We start from the raw sequence: 14,445 nt of genomic DNA on the forward strand, positions 1-14,445 counted from the left end.
CTAGCGGATGTTCGGGTCGAAGGTGAAGATCACCAGCGTGCCCAGAAGGACGGTGAACACCGTGGCGGTGTACAGCAGCATCTTCAGCCAGAAGCGGGTGTTGTCCCGCTGCGCGTAGTCGTTGATGACGGTGCGCAGACCGTTGGCGCCGTGCAGCATGGCCAGCCACAGCATGATCAGGTCCCACGCCTGCCAGAACGGCGAGGCCCAGCGGCCGGCCACGAACGCGAAGCCGATCTTGGAGACACCGCCGTCCAGCATCAGCTGGATCAGCAGGTGGCCCAGGACCAGGACGACCAGGACGATGCCGGACAGCCGCATGAACAGCCAGCCGTACAGCTCGAAGTTGGTACGGGTCGACTTCGGGGTCTTGCCGGTGCGCTTGCGCGGCGGCTCGATCACCGGGGCCGGGTGGTCCACGTCGTACAGGGACACCGCGTCGTTCGCAGGAGTCGTCTCAGCAGACATCTCGCCTCATCAGCTCCCGAACAGCGTGCGCAGGGTGTGCTGCAGCACGGGGTAGAAGGCACCGGCCATCAGCACGACCCAGACGCCCATAACGGTCCACAGCATCTGCTTCTGGTACTTCGGGCCCTTGGCCCAGAAGTCCACAGCGATGACCCGCAGGCCATTGAGCGCGTGGAAGAGGATGGCGGCCACCAGGCCGTACTCCATCACGTTGACGATGGGCGTCTTGTAGGTCGCGACGACGTCGTCGTAGGCCTCGGGAGAGACCCGGACGAGAGCGGTGTCGAGCACGTGTACGAACAGGAAGAAGAAGATGAGGACGCCAGTGACTCGATGAGCCACCCAGGACCACATGCCTTCCCGGCCGCGGTACAGCGTTCCAGCCGGCACGGAAAAACCCTCCGGGAGCGGGGATTGGGGCCGCGCCGGCTTCTCTGTCGGTCGGGCCCGGCCGGGTACGGTCCACCGGCCTTCGACATCGTAGCGACGCATTGTCGGTTCCTTGCGCCCGGGTCCTTAGGTGTGATCAAACAGCCACCAACGGGCTATCACACAAGTACCAACCGGGGCGTTATGGGACACACGCCCCGAATCAGGGAGCCGCGGTGGCCGCGCAGGCGGTCGCCAGGCGCGCCAGCCTGCCGCGGATGAGCCGGCGCAGTTCGTCGGCGGTGACGACCCGCTCCTCGTCCACGTCGTTGGCCAGCCGGGTGCGGAGGGCGGCCAGCACCTGGTCCAGCTGCTCGTCCTCGCGGTAGTCGTCCAGGCAGATCACAAAGACATGACGGAAGCGGCGCTCGTACTCGGCGTGCGCGGCCCGCAGGGCGGTGTGGGCGGCGAGCGTCCCGGGGCCGCGGGCTCCGGCGAGCGGGCGCGGGGAGAGCGATTCCCGGGCCAGCGCCTCCTCCACCTCCGCCGGGGCGAGGTCGTAGCAGGCCTCGTCGGAGGCGGCCAGCAGCGACCCCAGATCCGGGTACGGGCGGTGCGCGGCGATCCGCTGGGCCCAGCGGCCGCAGCCGCAGCAGGTCAGCAGCGCGGCCTCGATGTCCTCCCGCGGCGCGGCGTTGAAACGGGCGAGCCCGGAGCCGCCCGCCCGGCCCCGCGGCACCGCGGCAGCGTCGTACGGGGGTATGCCGCACGGGGCGGTGAACGGGGGCAGCATCGTCGGCCGGGTGGCCGATGTGTCACCGGACAGCGTGGGCTCCTCGGACGGGTGGCGGATGGCGGACGGCTGGGGTGGGGGCTGGACTGCGGGCGGCCGGGCGGCTGAGATGGCCCGGACGGTCCGGAAGGATCTTTCGAGAGGCGCGTACGGATCTTTCGGGAGGTGCGAACGGATGTGTCGACGGGTGCGGGGCGGACGGCTGGCGGAAGCTGGTGGAGAACCGGGCGGACGCCGGACGCCGGACGCGTACGGCGGAAGTGGAGAGGGGTGTGGTGGCGGCGCTGTGTACGCCATGACACCCCGGCACACGTCCCGATCCGGGATCCCTGGGACAGGGGTGACGGATGGAGACGCCACGCTAACGACGCTTGTCGACCGCTGTCCGACGGATGCGCGAATTTCACCCGGATGAGAGAGCTTTCGCGCACTTAGTGGACCGCGGTCCCGCACACCTGGCAATGCCTTCGCCCAGAAAAGTGAGGATTGCACGATGTCGAACCCGACCCACCCGAGGTCACGCAAGTCCCCGGTGGCCTGGTCGGCCGGGCTGCTGGCCCCGGCGCTCGCCTCGGCGCTGGCGCTCACCGGCTGCTCCGACGGCGCGGACTCCCAGCCACCGGGCAGTACGGGCACCCAGGCGGCCCCCGCACCCACACCCACCTGGGCCGTGGTCACCGGCAAGCCACGGGTCGTCCCGACCGTCCGGGACTTCTCGCCGGCCGACGGACGCGGCTGGCGCCCCAGCAAGGGAGCCCGGATCGTGGTGTCGGCCGGGCGCCGAAGCACCATCGCCGATGAGGCGCAACTCATGGCCCAAGATTTGGGCGGGCTGCCGGTCGTGTGGGGTAACCAGACCGTACGGCCAGGTGATATCGAGCTGAAGCTGACGGGCAAGCAGCAGGCGGACCGGCCGAACAACGCGGCCGCCCGCAGCACCGCCGACGAGGCCTACACCGTCACCGCCCGCGGCACCCGGCTCACTCTGACGGCCCCGACGGACGCCGGAATCTTCTACGGCACCCGCACCGTCAAGCAGGCCGTACGCGCCGCCGGGGGCCTGCCCGAGGGCACCATCAAGGACCGGCCGGACCGCCCGCAGCGCGGCATGTCGCTGGACAACGCCCGCAAACCGTTCAGCGCGGACTGGATCGAGGCCCGCATCAAGGAGCTCGGCGACCTCAAGCTGAACCAGTTCCAGCTGCACTTCTCCGACGACCAGGGATTCCGTATCCAAAGCGATACCCACCCCGAGATCGTCTCCCCGGACCATCTGACCAAGGACCAGGTGCGGCACCTGATCAAGGTCGCGCAGAGCCGTCATATCTCCGTCGTCCCGGAGATCGACTCGCCGGGCCACCTGGGCGCCGTCCTCGACCACTATCCCGATCTCGTACTGCGCAATGCCCAGGGCCGCGCGGTCAAGGGCGCCATCGACATCTCCAACCCCAAGTCCGCGCCGCTCATCGACTCCCTGCTGCGCGAGTACGCGGCGCTGTTCTCCAACCCCAAGGGCGCCGACGCGTACTGGCACCTGGGCGGCGACGAGTACCAGGCACTGATGGCCAGTGACCCGGAGGCGAGCTACCCGCAGCTGGCGCGGGCCGCGCGGGAGAAGTACGGGCCCGGCGCCACCATCGAGGACCTGGCGACCGGCTGGCTCAACGACCGGGAGAAGACCGTGAAGGCCGCGGGCAAGAACCGCATCGAGGCCTGGAACGACGGCTTCTTCGCCGACGGGAAGGTCGCCGCCGACAAGGACCGGACCGTCGACTACTGGACCGGCAAGGAGATCGGCAAGCGCGACCCCGCGGCCTTCCTGCGTGAGGGCCGCACCGTCATGAACTTCAACGACGAGTACCTCTATTACGTGCTCGGCGAGCCGAACAACTTCACCTATCCGACCGGCGAGCGCATCTACCGCAGCTGGACCCCGCGGGTGATCCGCGGCACCACCTCGGTGGGAGTGCCCGGCAGTCAGACGGGACCCGACCGGATTCCCGGCGCCCGCTTCGCGATCTGGGCCGATCTCTCCCACGCCCAGACGCCGCAGCAGGTGGCGGCCGGTATCCGGCTGCCGCTGGCCGCGCTGGCGCAGAAGACCTGGAACCCGGGGACGCCGACGATGTCCTGGCAGAGCTTCAAGGCGCTCGCGAACCAGGTTATGAAACCGGTGTGATTCCGGTGTGAATCGAGGGACGGCCGGGGCCGCCACCCCCCACAGGAGAGGCCCCGGCCGTCGTTCTCGAGAGTCCCTTACCGGGGCTCTAATCGATACAGCGCCAGGCGGCGCGAAAGCGTCACACGAGCGTTGCGCACGGTTGCGGGCGGCGAGCGCAAGCGGTCTGGACGCGGGCCGGGGCGGGCCCGTAGCCTGCGGGTTCGCGTCGGGCGGTGCACTGTGTCGGGCCGGCCGGCGCGGCCAGGAATCAGCCGTGTTTCCGGGGGCCGCAGTGGGGTCGGTGTGCGCACCGGACGGCGTCCCCGGCGGCGGACGGCGGCCGCTTCGGGCATCGCGGTGCCCGTCCGGTGGCCTCCGCTTTCGTCGCTCCATGCGGTGGCCCGGGTTCGGAGCGTGTGATCGCACGCGTTACGGTCTCCAGGAACAGCCGGGTTACCCGGGGTCGGCGAACCAGCTCAACGAACCGACAAAGCAGCAAGGACCGGGCGGCGGACATTCCGCGTGCGACAGGATGGACCCGTGCGAGGGGACGACATTCAGCCGGACGACAGTCGGCTGACGGTTGCCGTGCAGGCGGCACAGGACGGCGACGAGTCGGCGTTCCGTACCGTCTACCGCGCCGTGCATCCGCGGCTTATCGGATATGTACGGACCTTGGTGGGCGAAGCGGACGCCGAGGACGTCGCCTCCGAGGCCTGGCTCCAGATCACCCGCGACCTCGCCCGCTTCAAGGGCGACGCGGACCGCTTCCGCGGCTGGGCCGCCCGGATCGCCCGTAACCGCGCCCTGGACCACATCCGGATGCGCGGCCGCCGACCCGTCATCGGCGGCGATGAGAGCGACCTGGTCGACACCCCCGCCCTCTCCGACACCGCGGGCGAGGCGCTCGAAGCGCTGGGCACCGGCCGCACCCTGAAGCTGATAGCCCGGCTGCCGCAGGATCAGGCCGAGGCCGTGGTGCTGCGCGTGGTGGTCGGACTCGACGCCAAGAGCGCCGCCCAGGTGCTCGGCAAGCGGCCCGGCGCGGTGCGCACCGCCGCCCACCGGGGATTGCGCAAACTCGCCGAGCTGCTCGGCGACGAACCCGGTGACGGGCCTGGTGACGGCCGCGACGACACCGCCGATCAGGGCGCCGACCAGGGCAGCGGCACCGTGGACGGGGTGCCCGCCCAGGGCAGAGGACGCCGCGACGGCGCGGCGGAATCGTCCGTACCGGGTGTGACGGAAACGGCCGCGCAAACGCAGAAGGACATGTGATGGCCGACGACCGGTACGACTGGCTCGACAACGATGCCGCGGAGCGATTGCTGCGCGGCGACCCGGTCAGTGCCTCCGACTGCGACGGCGCACGCGAACTCCAGCAGCTTCTGGACGCCGCCGCGGCGGCCGCCGCGGGCCCGGCCCAGAATGCCGAGCTGCCCGGCGAGGCGGCCGCGATGGCGGCGTTCCGCCGTGCCCAGCAGGGCTCCGGTGCCCGGCCGCGCCGCCGCATCGGAGCCGGTCGCGCCCCCGGCGGCCACGCCACCCGCCCCGGCGGCGTCGCCGAACGCACCCGCCTCGCGCGCCCCTTCCGTCGTGGCTTCGCCGTGGCCCTCGCGGTCTGCGCGATCGGCGGCGTCGCGGTCGCGGCCGGTACGGGCGTCCTGCCGACCCCTTTCCGTGGCGGCGGCGACCCTGAGCCCGCCGCCAGCGTCTCCGCCGCCGAAACTCCCGGCACCCTCGAATCCCCGTCCGCCGGCGCGAAGACCGACGGCCCGGCCTCCCGGATCCCCAGCGGCACGCCCGGCTCCCGGAAGAGCCCGCCCGCCGAAACCCCGGCACCGGGCGGCCCGCACGGCAGCCGGCCCCCGGCCACCGACCGCCCCGGCAACGGCCCCGGCGGCGAGAACGGCAACGGCAAGGGCGACGACGGCAGGGGCAAGCCGGACAAGGCAAGCCGTAAGCGGCTCGTCCTGGCGCTGTGCCGCGAATACGAATCCGGCAAGGGGATGGACCCCGTCACCCGGCGCCGCCTGGAGCGCGCGGCCGGCGGCGCGGAAAAGGTGCATGCCTTCTGCCGCCGGTACGTGACCGGCCAGGGCGACGGCAAGGGCGACGACGGCCTCGTCGGCGGCGTGGTGACGGGCGGCCAGAACGGCGACGGCGGCACCGGCGGCGGTCAGGGCGGCGACGAGGACGACGACGAACACCCCTCGGCCACCCCGAGCCCCACCCCCTCCACCCCCGCGCCCGCCCCCTCCAGTCCTGCCCCCACGACGACACCCACGCCCACCGCCGGCACCCCGGATGCGGCGCACATCGGCCAGGTGTGACGTTTTTTGAGCCAGTGACGCAGTAAGAAATGAAGCCGACTGGTCATCGGCTGCGCGCGAGCCGGGGTCCCCCCCGTACCTACGGCTCCGCGCCATGGCGCGGGCGGGGCACGTTCCCCCGGCCCTGCCCGCGCCCTATATTCTCCGGACCCGCCCTAGCGGTGGACGACCACCCGCGTACCGCTTCCCACCTGGCCGAACAACGCGGCGATCCGCCGTCCGTCGCGCACATTCACGCAGCCGTGCGAGGCGCCCCGGTAGCCGCGGGCCGCGAAGTCCGTCGAATAGTGCACCGCCTGGCCCCCGCTGAAGAACATCGCGTAGGGCATCGCCGTGTGATAGATCGTCGAGACGTGATGGCGGCTCTTGAACGTGACGTGAAAGGTGCCTTCCCGCGTCGGGGTGAACTGCGATCCGAAGCGGACATCCATCGCCGAGACCACCCTGCCGTTGACCATCCACGCCAGGGTCCGGCTCTTCTTGCTGATGCAGATCACCCGCCCCGTCAGACAGCGCTGGTCGGGCCTGCCGATCGGCAGGCTCGTCGGCGGGCGCAGCTCATCGCCTGACGGCGCATGGGTACGGGCGCGCAGCGCGCGCCATGTGGCGGACCCCACCATTCCCGTACGGGGCAGCCTCTGCCGCTTCTGGAAGGCGCGGACCGCGGCGGCGGTGACCGTGCCGTAGTAGCCCGTCGGGGACCGCCCGAAGAACCCCAGCTGGGTCAGCCGCGCCTGGAGTTCACGGACCCGGGCGCCGCTGGAGCCCACGGCCGCCACCGGCCGAGCGGGACGGCCGTGACGTCCGGGGGAAGGGGGCCTGCCGTGCGTACGCGACGGGGCGACGGACGCCGTGGGCAGATACCGCCCGCCGGGCGAGGCACCGACCCCCGCGCCCGTCACCGTCACCGGCCGGCAGCCCACCCCGGCCGTCACCGCCAGGACCACCAGCAGCGCCGCGCCCGCCACGGGTCCCGCGCCCTTGCTCTTCCGCCGCATGCCCACTCCCGGATGCCACCGGCCGCACCGGCCACGGTTCATGTTGCCCATGCTGCGGTGCGGCGAACCTGGGGCATGCTGTGCACAAGCCGTAAAACGGATGCCGATCACCCAGTGGGAGGCGTACAGCCATGGCGCGCGACTCGGGCAGTGTCCGATACAACGAGAGTGGCCTGCCCATCGAGCCCGTCTACGGGCCGCAGGCGCTGGCAGGCTGGGATCCGGAACGCCAACTGGGCGCGCCCGGCGAGTATCCGTACACCCGCGGCGTCTACCCGTCGATGTACACCGGGCGTCCCTGGACGATGCGTCAGTACGCCGGCTTCGGCACGGCCCGCGAGTCCAACGCCCGCTACCGCCGGCTGATCGCGCACGGCACCACCGGCCTGTCGGTCGCCTTCGACCTGCCCACCCAGATGGGCCACGACTCCGACACGCCCATCGCCTCCGGCGAGGTCGGCAAGGTCGGGGTGGCCGTCGACTCCGTCGAGGACATGCGGGTGCTGTTCGGCGGCATCCCGCTCGGCAAGGTCTCGACGTCGATGACCATCAACGCCCCCGCCGCGCTGCTCCTGCTCCTCTACCAACTGGTCGGCGAGGAAGAGGGCGTGCCGCCCCATCAGCTCACCGGCACCATCCAGAACGACATCCTGAAGGAATACATCGCGCGGGGAACGTACATCTTCCCCCCGGAGCCCTCCCTCCGGCTGGTCGCGGACACCTTCCGCTACTGCCGGGCCGAGATCCCCAAGTGGAACACCATCTCCATCTCCGGCTACCACATGGCCGAGGCCGGCGCCTCACCCGCGCAGGAGATCGCCTTCACCCTCGCCAACGGCATCGCCTACGTCCGTACCGCCCTCGCCGCCGGCATGGACGTCGACGACTTCGCGCCGCGCCTGTCCTTCTTCTTCGTCGCCCGCACGACCCTGCTGGAGGAGGTCGCCAAATTCCGTGCCGCGCGCCGGATCTGGGCCCGCGTCATGCGCGAGGAGTTCGGCGCCCGGAACCCCAAGTCCCTCATGCTGCGCTTCCACACCCAGACCGCCGGGGTGCAGCTCACCGCCCAGCAGCCGGAGGTGAACCTCGCCCGGGTCACCCTCCAGGGCCTGGCCGCGGTGCTCGGCGGCACGCAGTCCCTGCACACCAACTCCTTCGACGAGGCCATCGCGCTGCCCACCGACAAGGCCGCCCGGCTCGCCCTCCGTACGCAGCAGGTCCTTGCCCACGAGACCGATGTCACCGCCACCGTCGATCCGTTCGCCGGGTCCTACGCCATCGAGGCGATGACCGACGAGGTGGAGGCCGCGACGGTCGCCCTGATGCGGCGGGTCGAGGACCTGGGCGGCGCGGTGGCCGCCATCGAGCGGGGCTTCCAGAAGGGCGAGATCGAGCGGAACGCGTACCGCATCACCCAGGAGACCGAGGCGGGCGACCGGGTCGTGGTCGGCGTCAACCGCTTCCAGCTGGACGAGGAGGAGCCGTACGAGCCACTGCGCCTCGACCCGGCGATCGAGGCGCAGCAGGCGGAACGGCTCGCGGTGCTGCGGGACCGCCGTAACGCCCGCGCCGTGTCGACGGCCCTCGACGACCTGCGGAAGGCGGCCGAGGGCACCGGCAATGTCCTCTATCCGATGCGGGAGGCGCTGCGGGTCAAGGCCACGGTGGGGGAGGTGTGTGACGCGCTGCGGGGGGTGTGGGGCACGTATGTCCCCACCGACGCGTTCTGAGGGGGCGGGGGCGCAGCGGGCGCCGGCGACGGAGGGGCACGGGTGAGCGGGCGCGGCTACGACTTCTTCCTGGCGGGGGCGTGGCGGGCGCCCGAACTGCTGCCGCTGCTCGCCGACGGCTTCCGGGTCCGGCCCGACGAGATCGACCTCGCCCACGACGAGGAGGGCGCCCACGCCGAGGACCGCAACTGGGGCGCGCGCGTACTGGGCAGTGCCGCGCCGCTGCGGGGCGACTGCTCCTGGATCCTGGAGGTGTACGCCCACGGCCTCGCCGAGCTGCCCGACAGCCGGACCCTGGCGCGTCGGCTCGCGCGGCGAGCCGGGCGGGTGGTGCTGTACTCCGCGCCGCTGAACCGCCCCAGCGCGTACTGGATGGCCGCGCCGGACGGCAGGGTGGGGCGCGCGCGGATGTACGACCCGGACGACGACTGGCCCGTCGGCACCTGGCGGCTCGATGCCGCGGAGCTCACCACGCCCCAACTCCCCCTCGTGCCGGTCGAGTTCATCTACGAGATGATCGGCGACGAGGCGGAATGCCACCCCCTGGCCCACGCTCTGCGCGACATCGTCGCCACCCTGCGCGCGTACTGCCCCGAGGGCCGGCCGGAGCTGCGCGGCTCGCTCGCCACCGCGGCCCACGACCGCTACAGCGACATCGATCTGCGGTGGACCGTGCCCGGCGGGCGGTTCGCGGAGATCGTGGCGGGCGTGGGGGAGCACCTCGCCCGGAGCCACCCGCTCCTGGCGGCACGCAGCGACCCGGACTTCCATGACGCCCCGGACCGCCGCCTGCTGACGTATTTCTTCCGTGAGCTGCCGCTGTTTCGGCGGCTGGACCTGGAGATACGGGCGGCGACACCACCCATGGGCCCGGTGCCCACCGGCGGTGGCTGGCCGCTGCCGGTCAGCGCGCTGGCCAATGCGCTGGGCGCGGTCAAGGCCGTGCTGCGGGGGCGTCCGGAGGAGGAGATCCGCGGGCTGCTGGACCGCGGGTTCGCGCGGATCGGCGCCCCGGAGCGGGCCTCGGGGGACCGGCCGGCGGACATCGTACGGCTGGTGGCGGCGGCGGAACGGGCGGCGGGGGACGGCGATCCGGCGGCGCGGGCGCTGGGCGCGCGGCTCCGGGAGCTGGTGCGGACCGAACTTCCCGAAGCCGGCACCGCGCGCTGAGCGCCGTGCCGCGCGGGCCGGCGGCGGGTGCCGACTGCGGGTGCCGACCGGGGTCCGTCACACTGGTGTCATGTCGTCACCCCGCCGCGCGTGCCCCGTGTGCACCCGAGAGATCGCCGTTGTCGGCGGCCGCTACGCCCGTCATGACCCGCCGGGGCGCCGTACGGGCATCGAGCTGATCTCGTGTCCGGGGTCGCGGCGGACGGCACCCATGATGGCGCCGGCGGAGAAGCTGTTCGATCCCGAGGAGCCGCCGATTCCGGGGCAGCAGCCGCTGTTCTGAGTCCGCCGGACGTCCCGCCTACGGGGCCAGGACGTCCAGTTCGGCCATCGCGCCGGCCGTGATCTCCCGCGTCAGCGACTCCGCCCGCGCCGCGTCGCCGACGCGTACCGCCTCCGCCACCTGGACGTGCAGGGTCACGGCCGCCGGGTCGGGGTCGGTGAACATGACGTGGTGCTGGGTGCGGCCGGTCAGCACCGCCGCGACGACATCGGCGAGCCGGGCGAACATCTCGTTGCCGGAGGCGGTCAGGATCACCCGGTGAAAGGCCATGTCGTGCACGAGGTAGGCGTCGAGCTGCTGGCCGCGTGAGGTGGCGACCATGCCCATCGCGTGTTCGGTGAGCTCGGCGCAGTGCGCGGGGGTGGCGTGGGCGGCGGCCAGGCCCGCGGCGACCGGTTCGACGGCGGAGCGCAGTACGGTCAGCGAGCGCAGCTGCCGGGGGCGGTCGCGGCCGGCCAGCCGCCAGCCGATGACCCGGGGGTCGTAGACGTTCCACTCCTCGGTGGGCCGGACGGTCACGCCCACGCGCCGCCGGGAGGCCACCAGCTGCATGGATTCCAGCACCCGGATCGCCTCGCGGATGACCGTGCGCGAGACGTCGAAGCGCTCCGCCAGCTCGTCGGTGCGCAGGATCGTGCCCGGGGTGTGGTCGCCCGCGGTGATCGCGAGCCCGAGGGACTCCAGCACGCGGGCGTGCAGCCCCTTCCCCGACCCCTCGTTTTCCATGGGCCAAGCCTACGTTCCCGCCCTCGGGCCAATTAAGTATGACGTTTGCGTCACAGGCTCTTGAATACGTCGTACCTAATGAGTTTCAGTGGGGCGACGCACGAGGTCGATGAAGACAGCGCAAGACAGCGAGGTAAGCGGCATGAGCACCCCCCACGTGATCGTCGTGATGGGCGTGGCCGGCACCGGCAAGACGACGATCGGGCCGCTGGTGGCCGCCGCACTGGGCGTCCCGTACGCCGAGGGCGACGACTTCCACCCGCCGGCCAACATCGCCAAGATGTCGGCCGGGATCCCGCTGGACGACAGCGACCGCGCCCCCTGGCTGGACGCGATCGGCGCCTGGGCGCACGGCCGCGCAGGCCACGGCGGCGTCGTCAGCAGCTCCGCCCTCAAGCGCGCCTACCGCGACCGGCTGCGCGCCGCCGCCCCCGGGGTCGTCTTCCTGCACCTCACCGGAGACCGCGCGCTGATCGAGGCGCGGATGGCCGAGCGCCGGGGCCACTTCATGCCGACCGCGCTGCTGGACTCCCAGTTCGCCACGCTCGAACCGCTCGGCGCGGACGAGGCCGGCGTCGCGGTCGATGTCTCCGGTACGCCGCAGCAGATCGCCGACCGCGCCGTGGCCGCCCTGCACCGCCTCGAACCGGTGGCCCGGCCCCGCTGACCCCGCGGCCGCATCCCCCCGTCGTCCCCCGACCAAGGGCCCCACCCGGAATCCCCCGAACCCACCGCCCCCGACCAAGGGAATCGCCGTGACACATCTCAGCGTCGAGATGCTCGCAGCGGACGTGACCGAGCCCATCACCTCGGCCGGTCACGCCCAGCTGGGCATCGCCGTCCTGGCCGGCATAGCCGTCATCGTCCTGCTCATCACCAAGTTCAAGCTGCATGCCTTTCTGTCGCTGATCATCGGCTCGCTGGTGCTCGGCGCGGTGGCCGGTGCGCCGCTCGACAAGGCCATCGCCAGCTTCTCGACGGGGCTGGGGACGACGGTCGCGGGCACGGGTGTGCTGATCGCGCTCGGCGCCGTCCTGGGCAAGCTGCTGGCCGACTCCGGCGGTGCGGACCAGATCGTCGACACGATCCTGGCGAAGGCGAGCGGACGGGCGATGCCCTGGGCGATGGTGCTGATCGCCGGCATCATCGGCCTGCCGATCTTCTTCGAGGTCGGGATCGTGCTGCTGATTCCGGTGGTGCTGCTGGTGGCCAAGCGCGGCAATTTCTCGCTGATGCGCATCGGCATTCCCGCGCTGGCCGGTCTGTCCGTCATGCACGGCCTGATCCCGCCGCACCCCGGCCCGCTGGCCGCCATCGACGCGGTCGGCGCGAACCTCGGTGTCACGCTGGCGCTCGGCGTCGTCGTCGCCGTCCCCACCGCGATCATCGCGGGCCCGGTGTTCTCCCGTTACGCGGCTCGCTGGGTCGACATCCGGCCGCCGGAGAAGATGGTCCCCGAGCGGACGACGGACGACCTCGAAAAGCGCCCCGGCTTCGCCGTCACCGTCGCCACCGTGCTGCTGCCGGTCGTGATGATGCTGGCCAAGGCGCTGGTGGACATCGCCGTCGACGATCCCGAGAACGCCACCCAGCGGGTCTTCGACGTCGTCGGCTCCCCGCTGATCGCCCTGCTCACCGCCGTCATCGTCGCGATGTTCACGCTGGGCCGGGCGGCCGGATTCACCAAGGGCCGGATCGCCACGACCGTCGAGCGGTCGCTCGGCCCGATCGCCGGTGTGCTGCTGATCGTCGGCGCGGGCGGCGGCTTCAAGCAGACGCTGATCGACTCGGGCGTCGGCCGGATGATCCTGGAGATCTCCAAGGACTGGAACATCTCCGCCCTGCTGCTGGCCTGGCTGATCGCCGTCACCATCCGCCTCGCCACCGGCTCCGCCACGGTCGCCACCATCTCCGCCGCCGGTCTCGTCGCCCCGCTGGCCGCGGACATGTCCACCACCCACGGCGCCCTGCTGGTCCTGGCCATCGGCTCCGGCTCGCTGTTCTTCAGCCATGTCAACGACGCCGGCTTCTGGATGGTCAAGGAGTACTTCGGGATGAGCGTCGGCCAGACCCTCAAGACCTGGTCGGTGATGGAGACGCTGATCTCGGTGGTGGGCATCGGGTGCGTGCTGCTGCTGTCGCTGGTCGTCTAGCGCCTGCCGACCTGGCCACCTGAACTTTCCGGGCGGCTTCCGCCCCGGGCGCCCCACCCCCCTCAGGCGCCCGTCCCCGCCACGAGGCCGTACGAGCGGACATCCGCCGTGCGGCCTCGTGGCACATCAGCAGCGCGCTTCGTTCCGTCCGCCGACGTCGCTGCCCGCGCCCGCCCCCGCGCCCGCTCCCGCCACGCGTGCGTACGAGCGCATGGCTGCCGGTGCGGACCGTGCGCGCCGGGCGGCCGTTGCTCCGGCGGGCCCGCCCGCGCGGTGGACGACGAGGACGGCGGCGAGGCAGACGGCCAGGCCCAACGCGGTCCGGACGCCGAACGGTTCGTCGAACATCACCGCTCCCCACACCGAGGTCACCGGCGCCATCAGGAACATCAGGGTGTTCACCCTGGTGACGCCGGAGCGGCGCAGCACGAGCCAGTACAGGCCGTAGCCGCCGAGGGTCGACAGGACCACGAGCCAGCCGATCGCCGCCCAGAAGGACGGCTCGGCGGGCGGCGTCGCGGCGCCCGCGAGGAGTGCGAGGGCGGTGAAGAGGACGGCGCTGGTGGTGCAGTGGACCGTCATGGACACCGTGGGGGGTACGCGCCGACGGCTGCGGCCTTCCAGGAAGGTGGCCGCCACCAGCGAGAACATGCCGAGGAACGGGATGAGGTAGGCCCACCAGGCCACCGCCGTACGGGCCGTGGCGTCGGCCGTCGTGACGATGGCGACGCCGCCCACCCCGAGGCCGAGCCCCAGCCACTGGCCGCGCGCGACGTACTGGCCCAGCAGCGGTCCGGCCAGCGCCCCCGCCACCAGCGGCTGGGTGCCGTCGATCAGTGCGGTCGTGCCGCTGGAGACCCCGAGCTGGATCGCGTAGTAGACGGTCAGCAGATAGCCGGTCTGGGAGAGCGCGCCGATCGCGGCCTGCCGGGCCAGGTCCCGCGCGGTGAGGCCGCGCCATGACGCGCGGGCGGCGGTGGCCGCGACGGCGGTCAGTACGACGGCCAGCGGCAGGAACCGCCACATGAGGATCGTGACGGCGGACGCGCTGCCCGCCCCGAGCTTGGCCCCGATGAAGCCGGAGCTCCAGGTGACCACGAAGGCGATGGACAGGAGGGCGTTCATGCCTCGTCCCCTCGAAGGTAGACAGATCTGTTTACTCGACGCTGCCAGACTATACAGATCGGTATACTTCTTGCCATGGGTACTGAGGTCGCAGTTTCCGAGGAGTCGGGCCGGCGGGATCAGCCGCACCGCATCG

Annotated in this window: 14 protein-coding genes; 8 read left to right on the forward strand and 6 right to left on the reverse strand. The window is 71.9% G+C overall.

Annotated features, from left to right (window positions below):
- The 3 genes from AC5677_RS24250 to AC5677_RS24260 form a co-directional block, all read right to left on the reverse strand.
- Entirely contained in the window at positions 1-468 is a 468-nt protein-coding gene (locus tag AC5677_RS24250; RefSeq protein WP_403513482.1) for a succinate dehydrogenase hydrophobic membrane anchor subunit, read from the reverse strand.
- Between the two features lie 9 nt (positions 469-477).
- Positions 478-858, reverse strand: coding sequence for a succinate dehydrogenase, cytochrome b556 subunit (gene sdhC / locus AC5677_RS24255; RefSeq protein ID WP_078971524.1), 381 nt, complete (start codon positions 856-858; stop codon positions 478-480).
- A gap of 202 nt (positions 859-1,060) precedes the next feature.
- The gene (locus AC5677_RS24260) at positions 1,061-1,630 is read right to left on the reverse strand and encodes a 2-oxo-4-hydroxy-4-carboxy-5-ureidoimidazoline decarboxylase (protein WP_497190032.1); all 570 of its coding nucleotides are present in this window, start codon (positions 1,628-1,630) and stop codon (positions 1,061-1,063) included.
- A 493-nt stretch (positions 1,631-2,123) separates the two neighbouring features.
- Between AC5677_RS24260 and AC5677_RS24265 the strand changes: the two genes are divergently transcribed.
- The 3 genes from AC5677_RS24265 to AC5677_RS24275 all read left to right on the forward strand — a co-directional run bounded on the left by AC5677_RS24265 (position 2,124) and on the right by AC5677_RS24275 (position 6,124).
- Positions 2,124-3,809 carry a beta-N-acetylhexosaminidase gene (locus AC5677_RS24265; protein WP_497190033.1) on the forward strand — a complete coding sequence of 562 codons (1,686 nt, stop codon included), beginning with the start codon at positions 2,124-2,126 and terminating at the stop codon, positions 3,807-3,809.
- 522 nt (positions 3,810-4,331) lie between these two features.
- Complete coding sequence (locus tag AC5677_RS24270) at positions 4,332-5,069, forward strand: RNA polymerase sigma factor (RefSeq protein WP_497190034.1); 738 nt, start codon at positions 4,332-4,334, stop codon at positions 5,067-5,069.
- Positions 5,069-6,124 carry a hypothetical protein gene (locus tag AC5677_RS24275; RefSeq protein ID WP_497190035.1) on the forward strand — a complete coding sequence of 352 codons (1,056 nt, stop codon included), beginning with the start codon at positions 5,069-5,071 and terminating at the stop codon, positions 6,122-6,124. The genes AC5677_RS24270 and AC5677_RS24275 overlap by 1 nt, the downstream gene beginning before the upstream one ends.
- A 155-nt stretch (positions 6,125-6,279) precedes the next feature.
- On the opposite strand, the gene AC5677_RS24280 is transcribed toward AC5677_RS24275, so the two are convergent.
- Complete coding sequence (locus tag AC5677_RS24280) at positions 6,280-7,122, reverse strand: L,D-transpeptidase family protein (RefSeq protein ID WP_497190036.1); 843 nt, start codon at positions 7,120-7,122, stop codon at positions 6,280-6,282.
- 131 nt (positions 7,123-7,253) lie between these two features.
- Between AC5677_RS24280 and AC5677_RS24285 the strand changes: the two genes are divergently transcribed.
- From AC5677_RS24285 to AC5677_RS24295, 3 genes are all read left to right on the forward strand, one after another.
- Positions 7,254-8,852 carry an acyl-CoA mutase large subunit family protein gene (locus AC5677_RS24285; protein WP_497190037.1) on the forward strand — a complete coding sequence of 533 codons (1,599 nt, stop codon included), beginning with the start codon at positions 7,254-7,256 and terminating at the stop codon, positions 8,850-8,852.
- A 42-nt stretch (positions 8,853-8,894) separates the two neighbouring features.
- The gene (locus tag AC5677_RS24290) at positions 8,895-10,022 is read left to right on the forward strand and encodes a hypothetical protein (protein ID WP_497190038.1); all 1,128 of its coding nucleotides are present in this window, start codon (positions 8,895-8,897) and stop codon (positions 10,020-10,022) included.
- Between the two features lie 70 nt (positions 10,023-10,092).
- Positions 10,093-10,305, forward strand: a complete 213-nt coding sequence (locus AC5677_RS24295) for a hypothetical protein (protein ID WP_400063754.1) — start codon at positions 10,093-10,095, stop codon at positions 10,303-10,305.
- Positions 10,306-10,323: 18 nt separating this feature from the next.
- Here AC5677_RS24295 and AC5677_RS24300 read toward each other — a convergent pair whose 3' ends face one another.
- Complete coding sequence (locus AC5677_RS24300; protein WP_497190039.1) at positions 10,324-11,031, reverse strand: FadR/GntR family transcriptional regulator; 708 nt, start codon at positions 11,029-11,031, stop codon at positions 10,324-10,326.
- Positions 11,032-11,173: 142 nt separating this feature from the next.
- On the opposite strand from AC5677_RS24300, the gene AC5677_RS24305 reads away from it, so the two are divergent.
- Both AC5677_RS24305 and AC5677_RS24310 read left to right on the forward strand, forming a co-directional pair.
- The gene (locus AC5677_RS24305; RefSeq protein WP_497190040.1) at positions 11,174-11,698 is read left to right on the forward strand and encodes a gluconokinase; all 525 of its coding nucleotides are present in this window, start codon (positions 11,174-11,176) and stop codon (positions 11,696-11,698) included.
- A gap of 88 nt (positions 11,699-11,786) precedes the next feature.
- On the forward strand, positions 11,787-13,184 hold the full coding sequence (locus AC5677_RS24310; protein WP_497190041.1) for a GntT/GntP/DsdX family permease: 1,398 nt from the start codon (positions 11,787-11,789) through the stop codon (positions 13,182-13,184).
- 126 nt (positions 13,185-13,310) lie between these two features.
- Here AC5677_RS24310 and AC5677_RS24315 read toward each other — a convergent pair whose 3' ends face one another.
- A complete protein-coding gene (locus AC5677_RS24315) occupies positions 13,311-14,309 on the reverse strand; it encodes a DMT family transporter (protein ID WP_497190042.1) in 999 nt (332 codons plus the stop codon).
- Positions 14,310-14,445 lie beyond the last annotated feature (136 nt).

It is taken from the genome of Streptomyces sp. JLSY215 (genome assembly GCF_059682825.1).

Excerpts from the sequence above, each read along its gene's own strand:
- AC5677_RS24250 (WP_403513482.1), bottom strand. The coding sequence starts at position 468 with ATGTCTGCTGAGACGACTCCTGCGAACGACGCGGTGTCCCTGTACGAC.
- AC5677_RS24260 (WP_497190032.1), bottom strand. The coding sequence starts at position 1,630 with ATGCTGCCCCCGTTCACCGCCCCGTGCGGCATACCCCCGTACGACGCT.
- AC5677_RS24265 (WP_497190033.1), top strand. The coding sequence starts at position 2,124 with ATGTCGAACCCGACCCACCCGAGGTCACGCAAGTCCCCGGTGGCCTGG.
- AC5677_RS24275 (WP_497190035.1), top strand. The coding sequence starts at position 5,069 with ATGGCCGACGACCGGTACGACTGGCTCGACAACGATGCCGCGGAGCGA.
- AC5677_RS24280 (WP_497190036.1), bottom strand. The coding sequence starts at position 7,122 with ATGCGGCGGAAGAGCAAGGGCGCGGGACCCGTGGCGGGCGCGGCGCTG.
- AC5677_RS24285 (WP_497190037.1), top strand. The coding sequence starts at position 7,254 with ATGGCGCGCGACTCGGGCAGTGTCCGATACAACGAGAGTGGCCTGCCC.
- AC5677_RS24295 (WP_400063754.1), top strand. The coding sequence starts at position 10,093 with ATGTCGTCACCCCGCCGCGCGTGCCCCGTGTGCACCCGAGAGATCGCC.
- AC5677_RS24300 (WP_497190039.1), bottom strand. The coding sequence starts at position 11,031 with ATGGAAAACGAGGGGTCGGGGAAGGGGCTGCACGCCCGCGTGCTGGAG.
- AC5677_RS24305 (WP_497190040.1), top strand. The coding sequence starts at position 11,174 with ATGAGCACCCCCCACGTGATCGTCGTGATGGGCGTGGCCGGCACCGGC.
- AC5677_RS24315 (WP_497190042.1), bottom strand. The coding sequence starts at position 14,309 with ATGAACGCCCTCCTGTCCATCGCCTTCGTGGTCACCTGGAGCTCCGGC.